The 20,794-nt window shown below is 74.1% G+C and carries 21 protein-coding genes; 16 read left to right on the top strand and 5 right to left on the bottom strand.

All coding sequences use genetic code 11. The annotated features are described in order from the left end of the window. Window positions 1–79 precede the first annotated feature (79 nt). Both C1I92_RS34015 and folP read right to left on the bottom strand, forming a co-directional pair. Window positions 80–256 (bottom strand): hypothetical protein, encoded by a 177-nt coding sequence (locus tag C1I92_RS34015; RefSeq protein WP_158564263.1) that lies wholly within the window; start codon window positions 254–256, stop codon window positions 80–82. A gap of 156 nt (window positions 257–412) precedes the next feature. Continuing rightward, window positions 413–1,225 carry a dihydropteroate synthase gene (folP, locus tag C1I92_RS24490; protein ID WP_111257274.1) on the bottom strand — a complete coding sequence of 271 codons (813 nt, stop codon included), beginning with the start codon at window positions 1,223–1,225 and terminating at the stop codon, window positions 413–415. A 156-nt stretch (window positions 1,226–1,381) separates the two neighbouring features. On the opposite strand from folP, the gene C1I92_RS24485 reads away from it, so the two are divergent. Further along, window positions 1,382–1,711 carry a DivIVA domain-containing protein gene (locus tag C1I92_RS24485; protein ID WP_146605270.1) on the top strand — a complete coding sequence of 110 codons (330 nt, stop codon included), beginning with the start codon at window positions 1,382–1,384 and terminating at the stop codon, window positions 1,709–1,711. 63 nt (window positions 1,712–1,774) lie between these two features. Continuing rightward, on the top strand, window positions 1,775–2,290 hold the full coding sequence (locus tag C1I92_RS24480; protein ID WP_233507202.1) for an SRPBCC family protein: 516 nt from the start codon (window positions 1,775–1,777) through the stop codon (window positions 2,288–2,290). Window position 2,291: 1 nt separating this feature from the next. On the opposite strand, the gene C1I92_RS24475 is transcribed toward C1I92_RS24480, so the two are convergent. From C1I92_RS24475 to C1I92_RS24465, 3 genes are read right to left on the bottom strand one after another with little or no spacing between them, the layout of a single operon-like run. Continuing rightward, the gene (locus tag C1I92_RS24475) at window positions 2,292–2,879 is read right to left on the bottom strand and encodes a DNA-3-methyladenine glycosylase I (protein WP_111257258.1); all 588 of its coding nucleotides are present in this window, start codon (window positions 2,877–2,879) and stop codon (window positions 2,292–2,294) included. Then, complete coding sequence (locus C1I92_RS24470) at window positions 2,869–3,654, bottom strand: enoyl-CoA hydratase/isomerase family protein (RefSeq protein WP_233507201.1); 786 nt, start codon at window positions 3,652–3,654, stop codon at window positions 2,869–2,871. Before C1I92_RS24470 ends, C1I92_RS24475 begins: the two co-directional genes overlap by 11 nt. Then, entirely contained in the window at window positions 3,651–4,454 is an 804-nt protein-coding gene (locus C1I92_RS24465; RefSeq protein ID WP_111257257.1) for a PaaX family transcriptional regulator, read from the bottom strand. The genes C1I92_RS24470 and C1I92_RS24465 overlap by 4 nt, the downstream gene beginning before the upstream one ends. 195 nt (window positions 4,455–4,649) lie before the next feature. Here C1I92_RS24465 and C1I92_RS24460 point away from each other — a divergent pair, with 195 nt between their 5' ends. From C1I92_RS24460 to C1I92_RS24395, 14 genes are all read left to right on the top strand, one after another. After that, complete coding sequence (locus C1I92_RS24460) at window positions 4,650–4,817, top strand: DUF3117 domain-containing protein (RefSeq protein WP_069114398.1); 168 nt, start codon at window positions 4,650–4,652, stop codon at window positions 4,815–4,817. A gap of 108 nt (window positions 4,818–4,925) precedes the next feature. Further along, complete coding sequence (locus tag C1I92_RS24455) at window positions 4,926–6,491, top strand: leucyl aminopeptidase (protein ID WP_199521555.1); 1,566 nt, start codon at window positions 4,926–4,928, stop codon at window positions 6,489–6,491. Between the two features lie 23 nt (window positions 6,492–6,514). Further along, window positions 6,515–6,856: a hypothetical protein gene (locus C1I92_RS24450; protein ID WP_111257256.1), complete on the top strand. Its 342-nt coding sequence runs from the start codon at window positions 6,515–6,517 to the stop codon at window positions 6,854–6,856. Between the two features lie 983 nt (window positions 6,857–7,839). Next, a complete protein-coding gene (locus C1I92_RS24445) occupies window positions 7,840–9,348 on the top strand; it encodes an LCP family protein (RefSeq protein WP_111257255.1) in 1,509 nt (502 codons plus the stop codon). Window positions 9,349–9,373: 25 nt separating this feature from the next. Next, a complete protein-coding gene (locus tag C1I92_RS24440) occupies window positions 9,374–10,444 on the top strand; it encodes a glycosyltransferase family 2 protein (protein ID WP_111257269.1) in 1,071 nt (356 codons plus the stop codon). Continuing rightward, on the top strand, window positions 10,441–11,613 hold the full coding sequence (locus C1I92_RS24435; protein WP_111257254.1) for a glycosyltransferase: 1,173 nt from the start codon (window positions 10,441–10,443) through the stop codon (window positions 11,611–11,613). The genes C1I92_RS24440 and C1I92_RS24435 overlap by 4 nt, the downstream gene beginning before the upstream one ends. Window positions 11,614–11,740: 127 nt before the next feature. Continuing rightward, window positions 11,741–12,625: an ABC transporter permease gene (locus C1I92_RS24430; protein WP_111257253.1), complete on the top strand. Its 885-nt coding sequence runs from the start codon at window positions 11,741–11,743 to the stop codon at window positions 12,623–12,625. 10 nt (window positions 12,626–12,635) lie between these two features. Continuing rightward, the gene (locus tag C1I92_RS24425; RefSeq protein WP_111257268.1) at window positions 12,636–13,421 is read left to right on the top strand and encodes an ABC transporter ATP-binding protein; all 786 of its coding nucleotides are present in this window, start codon (window positions 12,636–12,638) and stop codon (window positions 13,419–13,421) included. A 4-nt stretch (window positions 13,422–13,425) separates the two neighbouring features. Continuing rightward, window positions 13,426–14,523: a glycosyltransferase gene (locus C1I92_RS24420; RefSeq protein ID WP_111257252.1), complete on the top strand. Its 1,098-nt coding sequence runs from the start codon at window positions 13,426–13,428 to the stop codon at window positions 14,521–14,523. Further along, complete coding sequence (locus C1I92_RS34010; protein WP_111257251.1) at window positions 14,516–15,682, top strand: hypothetical protein; 1,167 nt, start codon at window positions 14,516–14,518, stop codon at window positions 15,680–15,682. The genes C1I92_RS24420 and C1I92_RS34010 overlap by 8 nt, the downstream gene beginning before the upstream one ends. 12 nt (window positions 15,683–15,694) lie before the next feature. Next, on the top strand, window positions 15,695–17,041 hold the full coding sequence (locus C1I92_RS24410; protein ID WP_111257250.1) for a glycosyltransferase family 4 protein: 1,347 nt from the start codon (window positions 15,695–15,697) through the stop codon (window positions 17,039–17,041). A gap of 2 nt (window positions 17,042–17,043) precedes the next feature. Continuing rightward, window positions 17,044–18,741, top strand: coding sequence for a glycosyltransferase family 4 protein (locus C1I92_RS24405; RefSeq protein WP_146605269.1), 1,698 nt, complete (start codon window positions 17,044–17,046; stop codon window positions 18,739–18,741). Beyond that, window positions 18,738–20,237 (top strand): glycosyltransferase family 4 protein, encoded by a 1,500-nt coding sequence (locus tag C1I92_RS24400; RefSeq protein WP_111257248.1) that lies wholly within the window; start codon window positions 18,738–18,740, stop codon window positions 20,235–20,237. The genes C1I92_RS24405 and C1I92_RS24400 overlap by 4 nt, the downstream gene beginning before the upstream one ends. A gap of 91 nt (window positions 20,238–20,328) precedes the next feature. Beyond that, a partial coding sequence (locus C1I92_RS24395) for an acyltransferase (RefSeq protein ID WP_111257247.1) occupies window positions 20,329–20,794 on the top strand: 466 nt, incomplete at its 3' end.

Genomic DNA, 20,794 nt, shown 5'->3' with positions numbered 1-20,794 from the left:
ACGCCCGGGCCGGTCCCGGCGAACATGACGAGGCCCCGGCGTCCGTGGCGGACGCCGGGGCCTGGGTGGTAGTGGAGGCTCAGACCGCGTGCCGGCCGGGCAGGTGGCGGACCACCCACGCGGTGCCGGACGACGTGCGAGCCGATCGCTTCGCGGCCTTGCGAGCGATGCGGGCGAGCCGATCGGCGTCGGCCTCGGCCCGCAGCCGGCCCGCGCGCTCCTCGTGGACGAGCTGGGCGACATAGGTGCTGTTCATGACCGGACCTTCTCTCAGTGCCTTCGTCTGCTGACACTGATCAGTGTGGTCCGTAAGGGGTGTCCGCCACATGCGGCGGATGCCGCATCTTCGCAGGTGAAACGGCCTTACTCGGCGGAGTAAGGGGTCCTGAGGACGCTCTGAGGTGCCTCAGTCTCAGGTGAGGCCCCTCAGCGGGGCGGCCGGCGGCCGGTCGCCGCGGATCGAGGCGACCATGTCGAGCAGCTGGCGGGTGGCGGCGACGTCGTGGGCGCGGTACACGCGGGCGCCGTGCCAGGCCGAGATCGCCGTCGCGGCCAGCGTGCCGTTGAGGCGCTCGCCGACCGGCAGGCCGAGCGTCTCGCCGACGAAGTCCTTGCGCGACAGGCTCACCAGCACCGGCCAGCCGGTCGCGACCAACTCGTCCAGCCGGCGGGTCAGCTCCAGCGAGTGGAACGTGTTCTTGCCGAAGTCGTGCGTCGGGTCGATGACGATGCTCTCGCGCGGCACGCCCAGCTCGGCGGCCCGCTCGGCCAGCCCGACGGTGTGCGCGACGACGTCGGCGACCACGTCGTCGTAGCGGACGCGGTGCGGCAGCGTCCGCGGCGCCATCCCGCCGGTGTGGCTGCACACCAGCCCGGCGCCGTGCCGCGCGGCGACGGCGGCGACGTCGGGGTCGGCGCCTGCCCACGTGTCGTTGACGAGGTCGGCGCCCGCCTCGCACAGCGCGTCGGCGGTCCGCGCCCGGTACGTGTCGACGCTCACGACGATCTGCGGGTACGTCTCGCGGATGGCCCGGACCAGGCCGGCGACGCGGTCGATCTCCTCGTCCTCGCTGACCGGCTCGCCGGCGCCCGCCTTGACCCCGCCGACGTCGATGATGTCCGCGCCCTCCGCGACCACCTGCTCGACTCGCCGCCACGCCTGGTCGAACGCGAACGTCGCGCCCCGGTCGTAGAAGGAGTCAGGGGTGCGGTTCACGATCGCCATCACGGCGAACCGGCCCGGCGGGAACGCCGAGCGGCCCAGGCGCAGGACGCCCACGCAGGACTCCTTCGGTGTCGGGGGCGGACGCGGTCAAGCCTCGCACGCCCGGCCGCCCGGCGCGGCGCGGAGGTGGAACGCCGGGCATGGCACCCTTGTGGCGTGTTCGTCGTCTTCGTGATCGTCGCCGCGGGCGTGCTGTTCGGCGCGGTGCTGCTGGTGCTGGGCCGCGGCGACCTGCTGCGGCCCGAGGTCGTCGGCGGCGAGCCCGTGCCGCTGCCGGCCGGCGCCGTCGGCGCCGACGAGATCGCGGAGGTGCGCTTCTCGATCGTGCACCGCGGCTACCGCATGGACCAGGTCGACGCCGTCCTCGACCGGCTGCAGCGCGAGCTGGCCTGGCGCGATCACCGGCTGGCCGAGCTGGAGGCGCGGATCCCGGGGTCGGCCGCCCCGCTGCCGCGGCGCCGGCCCGGTGCGCCCGACGAGGGCTGACCCGGCGATCACGGGGTACTGGGTGGGCACTGACGGTACGGCATGGGCGCTTGGGGGTGCCGGATGCACGGTGGCGGCGGTGGTGAGCGGCGGACGGCGACGGCCCCGCCGGCGGCGGCCTGGCCGGTGGCGATGACTGCCGACGTCGTCGTCTCCCGGCGGGTGGCGGCCCCGGCCGACCTGGTGTGGCACGTCCTCACCGACTGGGCGGGCCAGGGCGCGTGGATGCCGCTGACGACGGTGCGCGTCGTCGGCCCGGGTGACGGCCGGGAGGTCGGTGCGCGACTGGACGCCTGGACCGGGATGGGGCGGGCCGGGTTCCTGGACACGATGGTCGTCACCGCCTGGGAGCCGCCGCGCCGGTGCGAGGTGCTGCACACGGGCCGGCTGGTGCGCGGGCCAGGAGTGTTCGCGGTGCGGCCGCTCGGGCCGGGCGCCTGCGAGGTGACCTGGGAGGAGCGGCTGGAGCTGCCGTTCGGCGCCGCCGGCCGGGCCGGCTGGCCGCTCGTCCGGCCGCTGGTGCGGTTCGGCCTGGGCGTCGCGCTGCGCCGCTTCGCCCGTTTCGCCGAGCGACGTTGAGTCAGCGGGCGAAGCAGCCGGCGAGGTGGTCGTTGACCAGGCCGCAGGCCTGCATCATCGCGTAGGCGGTGGTGGGGCCGACGAAGACGAAGCCGTGCTTCTTCAGCGCCTTCGCCAGCGCCGTCGACTCCTGGGTCACCGGCGGCACGTCGGCCAGCGTGACGGGTACCGGGCGCGACGCCGCGTCGGGGGCGAACGACCAGATCAGCCGGTCCAGCGCGCCGTCGCCGTCGGTGTCCTGGAACGCCACCAGGGCCCGGGCGTTGGCGATCGCGGCCGCCACCTTCGCGCGGTTGCGGACGATGCCGGGGTCCTGCAGCAGCCGTGCCTCGTCGGCGGCGTCGAAGGCGGCGACGGCGGCCGGATCGAAGCCGGCGAACGCCTTGCGGAAGCCGTCGCGCTTGCGCAGGATCGTCAGCCACGACAGCCCGGACTGGAACGCCTCCAGCGTCAGCCGCTCGTACAGCGCGACGTCGCCGTGGACGGGCTGCCCCCACTCGTCGTCGTGGTAGGCGACGTACTCCGGCGCGCTCAGACCCCACGGGCAGCGCGGCCGGCCGTCGGGGCCGTCGACGAGGTCAGTGGCCACGGAACACCGCCGGCCGCTTGCCCAGGAACGCCTCGACGGCGGCGCGGTGGTCGTCGGAGGCGCCGCTCCAGTCCATCATGTCGGCCTCGTGGTCCAGCGACTCCGCCAGCTCGTGCGTCGCGGAGAACTCCAGCGCCCGCCGCAGCGCCGCGTAGGCCCGGGTCGGCCCGGCGGCCAGCTCCTTCGCCAGCGCCAGCGTCCGCGGCAGCACCTCCTCGGCCGCGACGACCTCAGTCGCCAGCCCCAGCGACAGCGCCTCGTCGGCGCGGACCGTGCGGGGGAGGAACAGCAGCTCGCGCGCCTTCGCCCAGCCGACCAGCCGGGGCAGCGTCCACGACGACCCGGTGTCCGACGACAGGCCGATCGCGGCGAAGGCGAGGTTGAACCCGGCGGTGTCGGCGACGATGCGCAGGTCGCAGGCGAACGCGTACGACGCGCCGGCGCCCGCGGCCACCCCGTTGACCGCGGCGAGCACCGGCTTGGGCATCGTCAGCAGCGCCAGCACCGTGGGGTTGTAGTGCTCACGCACCGTGGCGGCCAGGCCGGACTCGCCGGCCGCCAGCGCCTGCGCGTGCTCCTTGAGGTCCTGCCCGACGCAGAACGCCTTGCCGGAGCCGGTCAGCACGACCGCCCGCACACCGTCGTCGCCGGCCGCCGCCAGCACGGCGTCGCGCAGCGCGACCTTCGTGGCGGTGTCGAGGCTGTTCATCGCCTCTGGCCGGTCCAGCGTGATGACGCCGACCGCGTCGTCGACCTCGTAGCGCACCGGGCTCACTGGTCACCTTCTTTGCTGGTTCCGGACAGGCAGGAGTCGACGAACCGGCCCGCGGCGGGTTGCAACCGCGCGGCGTGCTTGTCGAAGAAGGCGGCGGCGTCGTCGCCGGGCCAGACGGCGGGCAGCAGCTCGCGCGGCAGCCCGGGATCGGTGAACAGGAACTTGCGCCACTCGTGCACGAGCCGGCTGCGCGCGGCGAAGGCGTCCTCGTCGCTCGGCTCGTCCGGCAGCGACGCGAGCAGGCCGCGGGCGTCGTCCAGCCAGCGCAGGTACGAGCGGCCGACGGCGTCGAGGTCCCACGCGCGGCGGACCAGCTCGGCGTCGTCGCCCTGGTGGCGGGCGCTGAACCGCTCGGCCCGCAGCTCCTCGGCGTCGAACAGCGAGCCCAGCTCCGGCGACGGGCGGGCCGCGATCCAGGTGCCGTCGCCGACCGGTGCGTAGCCGAGGTAGGCCAGGCCGTTGCGCAGCCGCTCGCGCGCGGCCCGCTGCGCCGACCGCTCCGGCACGACGACGTGCCAGCGGCCGTCCCAGTCGCCGCGGCCGTTGGTGCGGTAGATGCGGGCGGCGGCCTCCTCGAGCCGGCGGTCGGCCCGCTCGGTCAGCTCGTAGCCGGGCGAGCCGTCGATGCGGACCGGGCTCAGCCAACCCTGCTTCACCATGCGGGAGACGGCCGTACGTACCGCCGGCGCGGCGATGCCGAGCGGGGCGAGCAGCCGCACGAGCGCGGCGACCCGGGCTCGGCCGCCACGCGAGCGCACATGATCGCCATAGAGGTCGAACAGGGCGGATCTGGCGTTCACAGTCCACCATCCTGCCAGCCCGCACCGACAGCCACCGCGGGCCCGGCGGGTATCGCCCAGCGAGGACATACCGGCGGTGGTCTCCCCGCGACGACCAACATGCGGGATAATGACCTCCATCGTGACGCACATGGCTGGTGCTCCCTGGACATCAGGGGGTTTGGGTGTGCGCCTGAAGAAGGAAGGGGTGCGCGGATGGCGGCGATGAAGCCGCGGACTGGCGATGGGCCGCTCGAGGTCACCAAGGAGGGTCGCGGCATTGTCATGCGCGTCCCGATCGAGGGTGGCGGTCGTCTGGTCGTCGAGCTCACTGCTGACGAGGCCGGCGCGCTGGGTGATGCGTTGAAGGATGTCGTCGGCTGACGTGTCGTTGCCGTGAGCATTGAATAGGTGCCCTCGTCCGGCGCCGGGCGGCGCTGGGCGAGGGCATTACTCTGCCCGGAGGGATCCGGCGTAGGACGAGGAGTACGAGTGTCGGCTGAGAGCACTGTCCGCCCCACCGAGGTCGTGGTCGATCCGCGGCCGTTGCTGGACGCCGAGGCCGGCGTGCTGGCGCTGGCCGTCTGGCCGGACGAGGAGGGTGACCCGGACGGCGACGGCTCGCCCTGGATCGGCCCCGGCGGCGCCGAGGTCGCCGAGGCGCTCGGCCTGGACCTGTTCGCCGCCCTCGAGCGTGACGGCGCCAGCGGCAAGGCCGGCGAGATCGTCGTGGTGCCGGTGTTCGCCGAGGGACGGGGCGCCGCCAGCGTCGACGGCGAGGTCGACGTCACCAAGGTGCTGCTGACGGGGCTCGGCGACGGGTCCGAGGCGGCGTACCGGAAGGCCGGCGCCGCGCTGGCCCGGGCCGCCCGCGGCGTCGAGCGGCTCGCGTCCGCCGTCACCGCGACCGCCGGCGACGCCGCCACCCGCGCGTTCGTCGAGGGCGCGGTCCTCGCCACGTACGCGCTCGGCGACTTCCGCGGCACGCCGGCCCCGGCGGCCAAGCGGCCGCTCGGCACGCTGGTGCTGGCCGGCGCCGGCGCCGATGCGGACACCGTCGCCGCCGCGGCCACCGTCGCGCGGGCCGGCTGGACCGCCCGCGACCTCGCGCAGACCCCGTCGAACGTCAAGGACCCGCAGTGGCTGGCCGAGCAGGCCCGCCGACTCGGCGCCGAGCACGGGCTGGACGTGCGGGTGCGCGACGAGAAGGCGCTGGCCGACGAGGGCTTCGGCGGCATCCTGGCGGTCGGCATGGGATCGGAGCGGCCGCCGCGGCTGATCGCGATGCGCTACGAGCCGCCGAAGGCGGGCAAGGACATCCCGCACGTCGTGCTCGTCGGCAAGGGCATCACCTACGACACCGGCGGGCTGTCGCTGAAGCCGCGCGAGGGCATGGTGCCGATGAAGACGGACATGACCGGCGGCGCCGTCGTCATGGGCGTGCTGTCGGCCGTGCGCGAGCTCGGGGTCGAGGTGCGCGTGACCGGGCTGGTCGCGGCCGCCGAGAACATGCTCGGCGCCGCCGCGCAGCGGCCCAGCGACGTCATCCGGCAGTACGACGGCACCACCGTCGAGGTGCTCAACACCGACGCCGAGGGCCGCCTGGTGCTGGCCGACGCGATCGGCTACGCGGTCGCCGAGCTGGAGCCGACCGTCATCGTCGACGTCGCCACACTCACCGGCGCCGCCACGACGGCGCTCGGCCGCGGCCACGGAGCGCTCTTCTCGCCGTCGGACGAGCTGGCGGCGGCACTGCGCTCGGCCGGCGAGGCCGCGGGGGAGCGGCTGTGGCGGATGCCCCTGGTCGACGACTACCGCTTCGGGCTGGACTCCTCGATCGCGGACGTCTCGAACATCGACACCGCGCGCCTCGGCGGCGGGTCGATCATGGCGGCGCTGTTCCTGCAGCGCTTCGTCGGCGACGTGCCGTGGGCGCATCTCGACATCGCCGGCCCGGCCCGCGCCGACTCCGACAAGCTGGAGCTGACCAAGGGCGGCACCGGGTTCGGCGTGCGCGCCCTGCTGTACTGGCTCGAGGCCGGCGCGCCGGTCTCCTGACGTCCCTTCCGGGAGGACATCGCATGTACGGATTGGCTGTGCGCTGGTCACTGGCCGACGCGCCGGACGGCGCCGACGCGGCGCTGCGCGAGTACGTCCGCGACACGTCGCTGGCCCGGTTCACCGGCATGGACGGGCTGCGGTTCAAGACGTGGCGGATGCGGCCGGGCGAGTGGTTCGAGGGCACCTACGTGTTCGAGACCGCCGCCGCCCGCGACGCCTTCGCCGCGTCGTTCGCGCAGACGGCGGCCGAGTCGCCGGGGTCGAAGCTGATCGGGTCGGCGCCGGTGCTGCAGGAGCCGTTCGAGGTGGTCGCGGTCGCCGAGGGCGGCGCGGGGTTCGCCGCCGGCCCCGGCCCTACGTAGCTCGTTGCCCTGAGGGGGGTGCGACCGTTGGCCGTCCCCCTGCTGCCCATTTTCTTAGCCGGGCCGGCGCGCCTCAAGTCCGCGCCCGTTGTGGCTGGTGTGGTTTGTGGTTGGGGGCCGCGTACTTGACCCGCGTCGTCCCGGCCAAGAACGGGCAGCTATCAGGGGGACGGGGGAGTGTGGGCACGCCGCACCGTCATCCGGCCCACGTGCGCTGGCTTTCCCGGCCCGCGTTCGGGCCTCTCCGGCTCGCTTTCGCGGCCGTTCCGGCCGACGTTCGCGCCTCAGCGGCCCGCGTATGCCCGTTTTGCGACGTTGGCGACGTTGTGGATACCCATGATCATCAACCTTTTGGTCTCGCACTAGGCGTTCTCCCGCTTTACCACCCATGCATGCCTAGGGGTGTGGGAGTAGGCCTGGTGGGCGGCCCGAAAAACGCGGCGAGATCTCACCACGTGGACGCCCAGCGACAGCAACGCCACACCGAACCGCCGCCACAGCCGCCCGGGGAGAGGCCAGCGGACCAGAACCACCCGCCACCCGACGCCCGTCAGGCCGCCGGGGGAGGCCGGCGAGCCCGGACCGTCGCGAACACGACGCCGTGCCCCGACGGGCGTCGCCACACTCCCCCGTCCCCCTGATAGCTGCCCGTTCTTGGCCGCGGGACCGCGGGTCAAGTACGTGGCCCCCAACACCAGCGAACAGCGAACAGCCAGAGGCCGCGGACTTGAGGCGCGGTTCCGCGGCTAAGAGAATGGGCAGCAGGGGGACGGCCAACGTCCGCAGCCTCTCATGCCAACTACCGCAAGACGGCCCCGCATGCCTGGGGCCAAGGGGCAGCTTGTCCGGATGTGTTACTGATGTGGCAGAAGAGGCTCGTGCGCTCGGCGTGCCGCCCGTGAAATCGACCGGGCCTGTGGTGATACTGGCCAAGCGGCGGGCATCGGGGACCCGCCGGCAGCTCGGTTCGATGGGGGAAGTGCATGACCACAGCGGCACGTCCGCCGGATCCACGGCGGGTGCGGGCCCGGCGCGAAGCCATGGCCGCGCTGCGCGCCCAGCGGGCCGAGGCGGCCCGGTTCCGCCGCTCGGTGACGCTGGTCGCGCTGTCCGTCGTCGCGCCGGGCAGCGCGCAGCTGATCGCCGGGCACAAGAAGACCGGCAAGATCGCGCTCGGTGTCTACGGCGGCCTGATCGGCGTGATGCTGCTGGTGCTCTGGCTGGTGCCGCTGTCCGACCTCGCCGGGCTGGCCGTGCGGCCGTGGCTGCTGACGACGTTCAAGCTGCTCGCGTTCGGGCTGGCCGCGGCGTGGGTCGTGCTGCTGCTGGACGCGTGGCGGCTGGGCCATCCGCCGGGCCTGAACCAGAAGCACCGCCTGATCATGATCGGCGCGACGCTCGCGCTGGCCGGGCTGGTGGCCAGCCCGTTCATCGTCGCCGCCCGGTACGCGACGGCCGCGCACGACGCCGTCGTCGAGATGTTCCCGTCCGGCGAGGTCGCGGCCGCGAGCGACGGCAGGCTGAACATCTTGCTGCTCGGCGTCGACGCCGGCGACGGCCGGGTCGGCGTCCGCCCGGACAGCATCAACCTGGTCTCGATCGACGTCCGCACCGGCGAGCCGGCGATGTTCAGCCTGCCGCGCAACCTGGAGAGCGCCCGCTTCCCCGACGGCACCCCGGCCGACGACGAGTTCCCGCAGGGCTTCACCGGCGACGGCGACGAGTCGGACTACCTGCTCAACGCGACGTGGACGTTCGGCGAGGAGAACCCCGAGCTGTTCCCCGGCGAGTCCGGCCCGGGCCCGACCGCGGTCAAGCAGGCCGTCGAGGGCACGCTGGGCCTGCCGGTGCACTACTACGTGGCCGTCGACCTGCAGGGCTTCCGCGACATCATCGACGCGATCGGCGGCATCACGCTGCGGGTCAACGAGGAGCTGCCGATCGGGGAGAAGGGCCGGGTGCTGGAGCCGGGGCTGCAGGAGCTCGACGGCTACCACGCGCTCTGGTACGCCCGGTCCCGCGAGGGCTCGTCGGACTACGCCCGGATGGAGCGGCAGCGCTGCGTCATCGGCGCGCTGGTCGCCCAGGCCGACCCGCAGACGGTCCTGTCGAACTTCGTCGAGCTCGCCGACGCGTCGAAGTCGGTCATCACCACCGACATCCCGCGCCAGGACCTCGCCAACCTCGTCGACCTGGCGCTGAAGGCGAAGGACCAGGAGATCACCTCGCTGCAGTTCGTGCCGCCGCTGATCGCCCCGGCCGACCCGGACATCGGGCTGATCCACGACGAGGTCGACGCGTTGCTGTCCAGCGGCTCGGTGACGGAGTCCGCGTCCGAGCCGCCGAGCGAGGCGCCCAGCGAGGCGTCGTCGGAGCAGGCCGAGGACGAGACGAGCGAGGAGCCGGGCGAGCAGGCTTCCGAGGACGACGAGCCCGAGGAGACCGAGGAGCAGGCGCCGGTCGAGATGTCGTCGGTGTGCTCCTACGAATGATCCACCGGGTAAGGTGCTCGCCGACATGAACGCCGCCGACCCCACCCGTACCGGCCGGCCGGTCGCGCCCGACGAGAGGGCGTGGCCGGCCGTCTCGGTCATCATGCCCGTGCTCGACGAGGAGCGGCACCTGGCCGAGGCCGTGGCCGGCGTGCTCGCGCAGGAGTACCCGGGCGAGCTGGAGCTGCTGCTGGCGCTCGGCCCGTCCCGCGACCGCACCGACGAGATCGCCGCCGAGCTGGCGGCCGCCGACCCCCGGGTGCGGCTGGTCGCGAACCCGGCCGGCCGCACGCCGGCCGGGCTGAACGCCGCGCTGGGCGCCGCCCGGCACGGCATCGTCGTGCGGGTCGACGGGCACGGCGTGCTGTCCGACCACTACATCCGCACCGCCGTCGCCGAGCTGGAACGCACCGGCGCGGCCAACGTCGGCGGCATCATGAACGCCGAGGGGCAGACCGACTTCGAGCGGGCCGTCGCCTGGGCGTACACGTCGCCGTTCGGGCTGGGCGGGGCCAAGTTCCACCTGGGCGGGCGGGCCGGCCCCGCCGAGACCGTCTACCTGGGGGTGTTCCGCCGCGACGTGCTCGACCGGCTCGGCGGCTTCGACGAGCACTTCGTCCGGGCCCAGGACTGGGAGCTGAACTACCGGATCCGGGCCGCCGGCGAGACGGTCTGGTTCACCCCGGACCTCGTCGTCAGCTACCGGCCGCGGCCCGACCTGCGCGCGCTGGCCCGGCAGTTCTTCAAGACCGGTCAGTGGCGCCGCGAGGTGGTCCGCCGCTACCCCGACACCGCCAACGTCCGTTACCTGGCCGCGCCCGCGGTGACGGTGGCCGTGGCCGCCGGGACGGTGGCCGGGCTGGCCGGCCTCGCCGGGCCGTCGTGGCTGCTGGTCGGCTGGCTGGCGCCGGCCGGGTACGTCCTCGGCGTCGTCGGCGCCGCCGCGCTGGCCGGTCGCGGGCTGCCCGCCCGGGCCCGGGCCTGGCTGCCGCCCGTCCTCGCCACGATGCACCTGACCTGGGGTGCCGGGTTCCTGCTGGGATCGCGCGACGCCGCCCGGTCACGGCGCGATGCCGCGGAGGGACCGGCGACGTGAAGGTCCTGATGCTCGTGCAGTCACCGGTGGCCGGCGACTCGCGCGTGCTCCGCGAGGCTGCCACGCTGACGGCCGAGGGGCACTCCGTGCACATCGTCGGCCGCGACGTGCCCGACGGCTTCGACCCCGGTGAGGGCGTCACCGTCGAGTCGGTCAGCCGGTCGCGCGGCATGCGCCCGCCCGGTACCCCGCGCGGCGTCGGCGTCGCGGTGAGGACGTCGTCCGGGCCGTGGACCACGCTGCGCCGGGCCGCCCGCTGGCTGCTGCTGCCCGAGCACCGCGAGCGCACCGAGCGGCACTGGCGCGACGACGCCGCCAAGCTGCTGGCCGGCCGGCCGGCGCCCGACGTCGTGCACGCGCACGACTACAACACGCTGGCGCTCGGTGCCGAGCTGGCCGGGCGGTGGCACGCCCGGCTGGTCTACGACAGCCACGAGCTCTGGTTCGACCGCGGGCTGCCCGGCCGGCCCACCCCGCTGGCCCGCTGGCGCGGCCGGCGCACGGAGACCCGGCTCGCCGCCCGCGCACGGGTCGTGCTCACCGTCAGCGAGGGCATCGCGGTTCGGCTGCGCCGCCGCGGCCTGCGCGACGTCCGCCTGCTCCGCAACACGTTCCCGCTGGACGGGCACGAGCCGCCGGACCTGCCCGCCACGCCGGCCGGGCTGGCCTACGCCGGGCGGATCGGCCCCGGCCGCGACCTGGAGGCCGTGGCCGGCGCCGCCGCCGCGCTGGCGCCGCTGCGCACCGTCGTCGCCGGGCCGGCCGATCCCGGCTACCGCCTCGACGCCCCCGGCGTGGAGGTGCTGCCGCCGATGTCGCTGGCCGAGGTGGACCGGCTCTACCAGGACGTGGGTGTGGCAGTGGTCACGCTTACTGACACCTGTCTGAACCACCGGCTGGCGCTGCCGAACAAGCTCTTCCACGCCGTCCGCGCCGGTGTGCCGGTGGTGGCGGCGAACCTGCCGGAACTCCACGCCGTCGTCCTCCGTTACGGACTGGGCCGCCTGTACCAGCCGGGCGACGCATCGTCGCTGGCCACGGCCGTGCGAGCGGTGGCGGCCGACTACACTGAACACGTCGAGGCGGTGCGGAAGGCCCGCTCCGAACTGTCCTGGGAACACGACTCCCGTGTGCTCGCCGACGTGTACGCGGACCTGGAGGCGGCGTGAGATGGCCGACATCGTCGCGCACTGCCCACGGGTGCGATATTTCGTCCGTGTGTCGTCTACCCTTGACCCGATCCGGTACGGATCCACTCGGTCCAGCGCCCGGCCGCGGTAGAAAGGCAACCCTTCGATGAACGCCACTCGTGTCGACGAGGAGTTCACCTCGTACGTGCACGTGTACGAACCGCACCGGGCGGGCCTGCCCAAGCTCGGTCCGTACTTCCGGGCCCTGTGGCAGCGCCGTCAGTTCGCCGCCGAGCTGTCGCGCACCGGCATGCGTGCCGCCAACACGAACACGACCTTCGGCCAGCTCTGGCTGGTCATCAACCCGCTGCTGCTGGCCATCGTCTACTACATACTGGTCGCCATCATCAGCGGCGGCAGCCGGGGCAACGCCTCGGAGACGTTCGTCCACCTGTGCGCCGGGCTGTTCTTCTTCTACTACTTCTCCGGCGCGCTGCAGGGTGGCGCCTCCAGTGTCGTAGGCGGAAGCAGCCTGCTGCTGAACATGCCGTTCCCGAAGCTGCTGCTGCCACTGTCGGCGGTGCGCACGGCGTTCTTCCGGTTCCTGCCGACGCTCATCGTCTACGTCCCCATCCACCTGGCGTTCGGTCATCCGCTGCGCTGGGAGATGGTGCTGAGCCTCTACTTCCTCGTCATGCTGACGCTGTTCGCGGCCGGCATGGCGATGGTGTTCGGGACGCTGCAGGTGTATTTCCGCGACACCGCCAGCTTCCTGCCGTACTTCGTGCGCATCTGGCTGTACCTGTCGCCGGTGCTCTGGTACCCGGAGCTGGGTATAGAGCGGCTGGAGAGGGCCTTCGGCGACGTCGGCTGGCTCATGTACCTGAATCCGTTGTTCTCCATGATCGGCGGGTGGACCGATCTGATCGTGCGCGGTGTCATCCCCGGCCCGGAGCTGTGGGGCGCCGCCGCCGCGTGGGCGATCGCCGCCATGGTGCTCGGCGGCTGGTACTTCATGTCGAGGGAGCGGGAATTTGTCGTCCGTCTCTGAGGTGACCCAGGTGCCTGCCGCGAAGCGGCGCGACCTCGCGGTACGCGCCGAGAACGTCTCGCTGACGTATCGGACCACGTTCGAACGCGTGCCGACGTTCAAGAGCGCCATCGTCCGGTTCGGCCGGGGCGAGCGGGCGGTCAAGGAGGTGCACGCCGTCCAGGACGTCTCGTTCGAGGTCGAGCACGGCTCCACCGTGGGCATCATCGGCGCCAACGGCGCCGGCAAGTCCACGCTGATGCGCATGCTGGCCGGCATCCTGCCGCCCACCAAGGGCCGCATCGAGGTGCACGGCCGGGTCAGCACGCTGCTGTCGCTGGGCGTCGGGTTCAACGCGTCGCTGTCCGGGCGCGAGAACGTCGTCCTCGGCGGCCTGGCCGGCGGGCTGAGCCGCAAGCAGATCCAGGAGAAGTACGAGGAGATCGCCGCGTTCGCCGAGCTCGGCGACTTCATCGACATGCCGATGCGCACCTACTCCTCGGGCATGTACCAGCGGCTGGCCTTCGCCGTCGCGGTGAACATGGACCCCGACATCCTGCTCATCGACGAGGCGCTGTCGGCCGGCGACGCCAAGTTCAAGCAGAAGGCGGCGGCCAAGATGAAGGATGTGGTGGGCACCGCCAACACCATGTTCCTCGTCAGCCACTCCGCCGCCAGCATCCGCGACCTCTGCAAGGAGGCGCTCTGGCTGCACAAGGGCAAGATGATGATGCGCGGGCCGTCGGCCGAGGTGAACGCCGCGTACAACAAGTTCCTGGAAGTCGGCGAGGACGCCTTCAGCCTCGAGGACCTCTGAGGCCGTGAGCGCGCCCCGGCCCGACGTCGGCATCGTCTCCGCCGGCCACGACGTCGCCGACGCCCGGCTGCACAAGATCGCCGCGGCGCTGCTGCGGCAGGGGCTGACGCTCGAGGTCCACGGGCTCGGCGCCGCCGACGGCGGTCCGCCCGGCGCGCGCGTCGTCACGTCGGCCCGCGGCAGCTTCCTGCGCCGCGCCGCCCGCGCCGTCCGGTCGCCGCTGCGGTGCCGGGCCAAGGTGCTGATCACGCTCGACCCCGACGTCGTGCCGGTCGCCCGGGCGGTGGGCGCGCTGCGCGGCCGCAAGATCGTCGTCGACGTGCACGAGGACTACGCCCGGCTGCTGGCCGACCGCGCCTGGGCGCGCGGCGCGCTGGGCCTGGGCGCCCGGGTCGTCGTCCGGCTCAGCACCAAGCTGGCCGCGTCGGCCGACATCACCTCCGTCGTCGACCACCACATCCCGCCGCTCACCGCGCGGCACCGGATGGTGGTCGAGAACATGCCCGATGTCAGTCTGCTGCACCCCGCCGGCACCCTCGACGCCGAACCGCGCGCGGTCTACGTCGGGGACCTGCGCGAGAGCCGCGGCCTGTTCGACATGGTCGAGGCCGTGGCGCAGGCGCCGGGCTGGACGCTGGACCTGATCGGCCCGGTCGCGCCGGGCGACGCCGAGCGGCTGGACGAGCGGCTGGCCCGCGCCGACGTCGCCGGACGGGTGCGGCTGCACGGCCGCAGGCCACCGGCCGAGGCGTGGCGGATCGTCGCCGGCGCCTGGGTCGGGCTGGTGTTCCTGCGCGAGACCCCGGCGTTCCGCGAGGCGATGCCGACGAAGCTGTACGAGTACCTCGCCAGTGGGCTGCCGGTGCTCACCACCCGGCTGCCGCGGCAGGCCGCGCTGGTCGAGCAGACCGGCGCCGGCGTCATCGTCGACGGCCCGGACGACGCGGCCGCCGTGCTGCGCCGATGGGCAGAGTCGCGCACCGAGCTCGACGTGCTGGCCAAGGCCGCGCACGACTGGGCCGCCGCCCAGCAGGACGCCAACCCCTACGACCAGCTGGCCGCGGCGGTGGCCGGGCTGGCCCGGCAGGACGCCCATGCCTGACGTCAAGGCGCCGCTGCGCCGGGTCCGCGGTGGCGTGCGCCGGCTGGGCAAGCGGGTCGCCGAGCTGCGCGATCCGGTCGCGCTGCCGACCCGGCCGCCGGTGCCGGAGACCACGGTCCGGCTCCTGGTCGGGCCGGCCAACTTCGCCGGCCAGGGCTGGGCCTGGGCCCGCGCCGCCGAGCGCGTCGGGCCGGCCGTGGGCGCGCAGGCGTTCGCCGTCCTCAACGACCGCATCGACTTCGACGCCGACTACGCGGTGCCCCGCGAGACGTTCGTCTCGCCGCGCTGGCAGCGCCAGCAGCGCGCGTTCGTCACCCGGTCCTACACACACGTGCTGATCGAGGCGGCCCGGCCGGTGCTCGGCGCGCGCGACCCGTGGGGCGACCGCTGCACCGGCGACCTGCCGATCCTGCGCGACGCCGGCCTGCGGATCGCGATGGTCGCGCACGGCTCCGACGTGCGGGTGCCGGCCGATCACCAGGAGCGGTACCCGTGGTCGCCGTTCGCCGACCTGCCGGCGGCTCGCCTGCGCAGCCTGCAGATCAACTCCACCGCCAACCGCGACCTCATGCGCGCCCATGACGGCCCGGTGTACGTCTCGACGCCGGACCTGCTCGACGACCTGCCCGACGCGGCCTGGCTGCCGGTCATCGTCGACGTGAACCGGTGGGCGACCGGCCTGCCGGTGATGCGGCGCGACCGACCGGTCGTGGCGCACGCGCCGAGCAACTCGCCGATGAAGGGCTCGGACCTGGTCGACCCGGTCGCCCGGCGGCTGGCCGACAAGGGCGTCATCGAGTACCGCCGGGTCGAGGGCGTGCCGCCGGCCGCGATGCCGGGGATCTACCAGGACGCCGACATCGTCCTGGACCAGTTCCGGCTCGGCAGCTACGGCGTCGCCGCCTGCGAGGCGATGGCCGCCGGCCGCGTCGTCGTCGGCCACGTCACCGACGACGTCCGCGCCCGGGTCCGCGCCGCCACGGGCACGGACCTGCCGCTGGTCGAGGCCACCCCGCAGACGCTGGAGGACGTGCTCCTCGGCCTCGTGGCGGACCGCGACGCCGCGGCGGAGAAGGCCGCCGCCGGTGCGGACTTCGCCGCCGAGATCCACGACGGCCGCCGCTCCGCCGCCGTCCTCGCCGAGTTCCTCGGCGCCTGACCCGCTACAGCCATGCCGCCCGACGTCGCGATGGTCAGCGCGAACGCCGTCGTCAACGACGCACGCGTGGTCAAGTACGCCACGACCGTCGCAGGGCTGGGCTACGACGTCGTCGCGGTGGGCCTGTCGCCGGACGGCGCCCGCGCCGAGACGACCGCAGGCGGCGTGCCCGTCGTCCAGGCGGCGCTGCCGCGCTCGGCCGCGCCGGCCGCGATCTGGCGCCGGCTGACCGCACGGGTCGGCCGCGAGCTGCGCACCCGCCGCCGCGGCACGCCCGGCACGCTGCGCGGCAGCGGGCGGCGCATCGACCTCTACCGGCGGCGGCCCTGGCTGGCGCCCGGCCGGCTGGTGCTGCGCGACGTGCGGCGACAGGAGCGCGCTGTACTGGCCGAACTGCGCCGGCTCCGGCCCGGCGTCGTCCACGTCCACGACGTCTACCTGCTCGGCGCCGCGGTCCGGTACGCCCGGGAGGCCGGCGACCACGTCCGGGTCGTGTACGACGCGCACGAGTACGTCCTCGGCCTGGCCAACGTCGTGCCCCGCCGGGTGGCCGCGCTGCGGCTCCTGGAGGAGCGGCACATCGGCGCCGCCGACCGCGTCGTCACCGTCTCCGAGCCGCTGGCCGACCTGCTGCTGCGCGACCACCACCTGGCCGAGCGGCCGCTGGTCGTGCTGAACGCGCCGGTCGAGGCGCCGGCCGGCGCCGAGGTGCGGCCGGTGCGCGACGTCGTCGGGCTGCCCCCCGACGTGCCGCTGCTGGTGTACGCCGGCGGCCTGGTGGTCGAGCGCGGCGTGCAGACCGTCGTCGACGCGCTGCCGGAGCTGCCCGGCGTCCACCTCGCCGTCATCGTCAACCGGCCGGGCTCGATGACGCGCTGGCTGCGGGCCCGGGCGGCGGCGCTGGGCGTGGCCGACCGGCTGCACTTCGCGCCGTTCGTGCCGCCGGAGCAGGTCGCCGGCTACGTCGCGTCGGCGACGCTCGGGCTCAGCCCGCTGCTGCGGGCGCCGAACCACGACGTCGCGGTGACGAACAAGTTCTGCGAGTACCTCGCGGCGGGTCTGCCGATCGTCACCAGCGACACGCCGGCCCAGGCTACGCTGGTGCGCGAACTGGGCCTCGGCACCGTCCACGTCGCCGGCGACGCCACCGACTGTGCTCGCGCGGTGCGCGCCGCGCTGGCCGGCCGGGACCGCCTCGCGGCGCGGATCGGCGGCGACGCCGAGTTGCGGCACCGCTTCTCGTGGGCGGCACAGGTCGACGTGATCCGCCGGCTCTACGAGACCTTGGCCGGGCCGAGACCGGACCGTGACATACTCGCTGACCGACACGACAGGGCGCAGGGCGACAGCACGCGATGAGCATGATCGACGAGAGAACCGAGACGATGCGCGAGGCCGACGACACCGTGGCGGACCTTCCCGACGAGCAGCCCGACGACCGCCCGCACGTGGTGATGATGAGCGCGAACACCGTGGTCGTCGACGCCAGGGTGCTCAAGTACGCGCGCACGGTCGCGCAGTTCGGCGTCCGGGTGACGGCGGTCGGGCTGGCGTCCGGCCGGTCCCGGCGCGACCTGCTCTTCCAGGACCTCGACGTCGCCCAGATCGCGGTGCCGTCGCGGTACCGCGACGCCGGCTTCCGGGCCCGGGTGCGCCGCGTGGGGCACGGGTTCGCGGAGATCTTCCGGGCGATCCGGCCGTGGTACGTCACGCAGGAGGAGTACCGCGTCGGGCTCGCGCCGTGGCACCGCGCCACCCGCGCGATCCGGTCCGTCCGCGGCCGCGAGGAACGCGACCGCCAGCGCCCGCCCGGGCCCGCGCCGCAGCTCCCCGCGCCGTCCGGCCCGCTGCTGAAACTGAGCTGGCGCTACCGCAAGCTGCAGCGCTACGCGCTGGCCGCCATGGCGACGCCGCTGCGGTACAAGCAGCGCCGCCGGTCCAAGGCGCGCACGTCCACGCTGCGCGGCAGCGGCAACCGGCTGGCGTTCTACCAGCGCTTCCCCCGGCTGGCGCGCTGGCGCGACGTCGCGCCGGAGATCGTCGACCAGGAGCTCGCGCTGGGCCCCGTGCTCGACGCGCTGCGCCCCGACGTCGTGCACGTCCACGACGTGTACCTGCTCGGCGTCGCGGCCCAGCACGCGCACCGGGCCGCGCTCGACGGCCGGTCGGTGAAGGTGGTCTACGACGCGCACGAGTACGTCCTCGGCGTGGCCAACGTGAAGCCGCGCCGCGTCGCCGCCATGCGCGCGCTGGAGCGGGAGTACCTGGCCGACGCCGACCGGATCATCACCGTGTCGCCGCAGATCGCCGAGGTGCTGCGCACCGACTACGACCTGCGGGTGACGCCCGACGTCGTGCTCAACGCGACCGTCGCCGGCGACCCGGACGACGACGTGCCCTCGGTGCGCGAGGCGGCCGAGGCGCCGGCCGACGTGCCGCTGCTGGTGTACGGCGGCGGCGTGGTCTACGAGCGCGGCGTGCACACCGTCGTCGGCGCGCTGCCGCAGCTGCCCGGCGTCCACCTGGTCGTCGTCGTCAAGCGGCCGAACACCGCGACCATCGCGCTGGAGCACCTGGCCGAGGACCTCGGCGTGCGCGACCGGCTGCACTTCGCGCCGTACGTCCCCGCCGAGCAGGTGCCGCGCTACTTCCGCTCGGCCACCATCGGCGTCAGCCCGCTGCTGCACGCGCCGAACCACGACATGGCCATCACGAACAAGTTCTGCGAGTACCTGGCCGCGGGCATCCCGATCGTCACCAGCGACACGCAGGCGCAGGCCGAGCTCGTGCGCGAGTTCGGCATCGGCGCCGTCCACCGCGCCGACGACGTCGACGACTGCGCCCGGGCGCTGCGCGAGGTGCTGGACCGGCTGCCGGAGCTGACCAAGCGGATCGCCGAGGACGACAAGCTGCGGCACCGGTTCTCCTGGGCCGCGCAGGCGGAGAAGATCCGCGAGATCTACGCCGAGCTGCTCGGCGGCCTGCCCGAGGAGGCGTGGCGGCCGGAGGCGACGATCGTGCGGCGGCTGCTGCCGCTGCGGGAGGAGGCTCCGTCGTGACGACGGACCGGCCGCACCTGCTCGTCGTCGTGCCCAACCGCATCACCGGCGACTCCCGGGTGATCAAGACCGCGCTGGCCGCGTCCCGGGCCGGCTACCGCGTGACCCTGCTCGGTCAGGCCCGGCGCAAGCGGCTGGAGACGTCGCTGGACGATGTCCGGGTGGTGCGGGTGCCGATCGTGCGCACCCACCACGAGGCGTATCTCGCGGCGATGCGGACCGTCACCGGGCGGCGCTCGCCGATCGCCTACCACGGCCCGTCGGAGGCGGCGGAGGCCGGCGCCCGGCTGGGGCGCCATCGGGAGCGCCGGCTGTCCGGGGCTCGCGGCGCGGGCCGGCTGGCCGCCGAGGCTGAGCTGCTCGCCCGCCGTCTGGTGCACCGGCTGCGCCGCGTCGGCGCCGGCCGCGAGACCGTCGTCGAGCCGGACGTCTCGCCCGACGCGGTCCAGTGGCGGCGCGACTGGCCGATCCTGGTGGACTGGCAGGAGACGTTCGGGCCGGTCATCGAGGAGCTGGCGCCCGACGTCGTCCACTCCAACGACGCCATCATGATCGGTGTGACGGCCGAGGCGGTGCGCCGGATGCGCGCGGCCGGCCGCGACGTGCGCTGGCTCTACGACGCGCACGAGCACGTGTCCGCGGTCGACTGGGGCACCGAGGCACGCAGCGCGGTGTACCGCCAGTACGAGGCCGAGTACATCCACCAGGCCGACGCCGTCGTGACGGTCAGCGACGAGCTCGCCGTCGCCCTCGAGCAGGAGCACGGCCTGGCGGCCCGGCCGCTGGTGGTGCGCAACGTCCCCATCCGCCACGTCGACACCGCCGGGACGCCGCGGCTGCGCGACGTCGCCGGCGTGCCCGCCGACGCGCCGCTGGTCGTCTACAGCGGCTACCTCGAAGCGCGGCGCGGCGTCGCCACGCTCGTCGAGGCGCTGCCGTTGCTGCCGTCCGTCCACGTCGCGCTGGTCACGTCCGCCGACCCCGCGGCGGGGACGCTGGGAGAGATCCTGGCGTCCGCCCGCGCCCTGGGCGTCGCCGACCGCGTGCACACCGCGCCGTACGTCGCGCCCTACCAGGTGCCGGCCTACCTCGCGTCCGCTGACATCGGGATCTTCCCCGGCCTGCGCCACCCCAGCCAGGAGGACTCGCTGCCGACCAAGCTGCCCGAGTACCTGCACGCCCGCCTGCCGCTGGTCGTCAGCGACCTGCGCACGATGGCGGAGTTCGTGCGGCGGACCGGCGTCGGCGAGGTCTTCACCGCCGGTGACCCGGAGTCGCTGGCCGAGGCGGTGCAGAAGGCGCTGGCCGGGCAGCAGGAGGCGCGGGCGCACATCACCGACGAGATGCTCGACGACCTGTCGTGGGAGACCCAGTCGCGCACGTTCGCCGACCTCTACGCGCGGCTGGCCGGCCGCCGGCCGGAGCCGCCGGCGGACCCGTCGCCGTGGGAGGCCGTCGAGACCGGGCCGGACGGCACGCCGGTGGTCATCAACTGACAGCGGGCGGCAGCCGGGACACGGCTGCGCCGGGGGTAGGCTGACCCCCGTTTCCCGGACGTAACAGACAGGACATGGAGGCTGTGGCAGCGTGAGTGCCCGGATCGTCGACACCGCCGACGTGGACCCGCGGGCCGAGATCGGCGACGGGTCCTCGGTATGGCACCTCGCACAGGTGCGCGAGGGCGCGGTCCTGGGCCGCAACTGCGTCATCGGCCGCGGCGCCTACATCGGCACCGGCGTGCGGCTCGGCGACAACTGCAAGGTGCAGAACTACGCGCTGGTCTACGAGCCGGCGGTCGCCGAGGACGGCGTGTTCATCGGCCCGGCGGTGGTCCTGACCAATGACACGTTCCCGCGCGCGGTCAACCCCGACGGCTCGCTGAAGAGCGGTTCGGACTGGGACGCGGTGGGTGTCACGCTGCGCGAGGGCTGCTCCATCGGCGCCCGTGCGGTGTGCGTGGCGCCTGTCACGGTGGGCCGGTGGGCTACCGTGGCGGCTGGGGCGGTCGTCACGCGCGACGTGCCCGACTTCGCGCTGGTCGTCGGTGTTCCGG

Source organism: Jiangella anatolica (genome assembly GCF_003236295.1).
In the GTDB taxonomy this organism is placed as follows: domain Bacteria; phylum Actinomycetota; class Actinomycetes; order Jiangellales; family Jiangellaceae; genus Jiangella; species Jiangella anatolica.
This window is presented reverse-complemented; position numbering and strand designations above follow the sequence as displayed.

Bases quoted from the DNA above. Each gene is read 5' to 3' on its own strand.
- C1I92_RS34015 (WP_158564263.1), bottom strand. From the start codon at position 256: ATGAACAGCACCTATGTCGCCCAGCTCGTCCACGAGGAGCGCGCGGGC.
- folP (WP_111257274.1), bottom strand. From the start codon at position 1,225: ATGGCGATCGTGAACCGCACCCCTGACTCCTTCTACGACCGGGGCGCG.
- C1I92_RS24480 (WP_233507202.1), top strand. From the start codon at position 1,775: ATGCACGGTGGCGGCGGTGGTGAGCGGCGGACGGCGACGGCCCCGCCG.
- C1I92_RS24460 (WP_069114398.1), top strand. From the start codon at position 4,650: ATGGCGGCGATGAAGCCGCGGACTGGCGATGGGCCGCTCGAGGTCACC.
- C1I92_RS24450 (WP_111257256.1), top strand. From the start codon at position 6,515: ATGTACGGATTGGCTGTGCGCTGGTCACTGGCCGACGCGCCGGACGGC.
- C1I92_RS24445 (WP_111257255.1), top strand. From the start codon at position 7,840: ATGACCACAGCGGCACGTCCGCCGGATCCACGGCGGGTGCGGGCCCGG.
- C1I92_RS24440 (WP_111257269.1), top strand. From the start codon at position 9,374: ATGAACGCCGCCGACCCCACCCGTACCGGCCGGCCGGTCGCGCCCGAC.
- C1I92_RS24430 (WP_111257253.1), top strand. From the start codon at position 11,741: ATGAACGCCACTCGTGTCGACGAGGAGTTCACCTCGTACGTGCACGTG.
- C1I92_RS34010 (WP_111257251.1), top strand. From the start codon at position 14,516: ATGCCTGACGTCAAGGCGCCGCTGCGCCGGGTCCGCGGTGGCGTGCGC.
- C1I92_RS24410 (WP_111257250.1), top strand. From the start codon at position 15,695: ATGCCGCCCGACGTCGCGATGGTCAGCGCGAACGCCGTCGTCAACGAC.
- C1I92_RS24405 (WP_146605269.1), top strand. From the start codon at position 17,044: ATGATCGACGAGAGAACCGAGACGATGCGCGAGGCCGACGACACCGTG.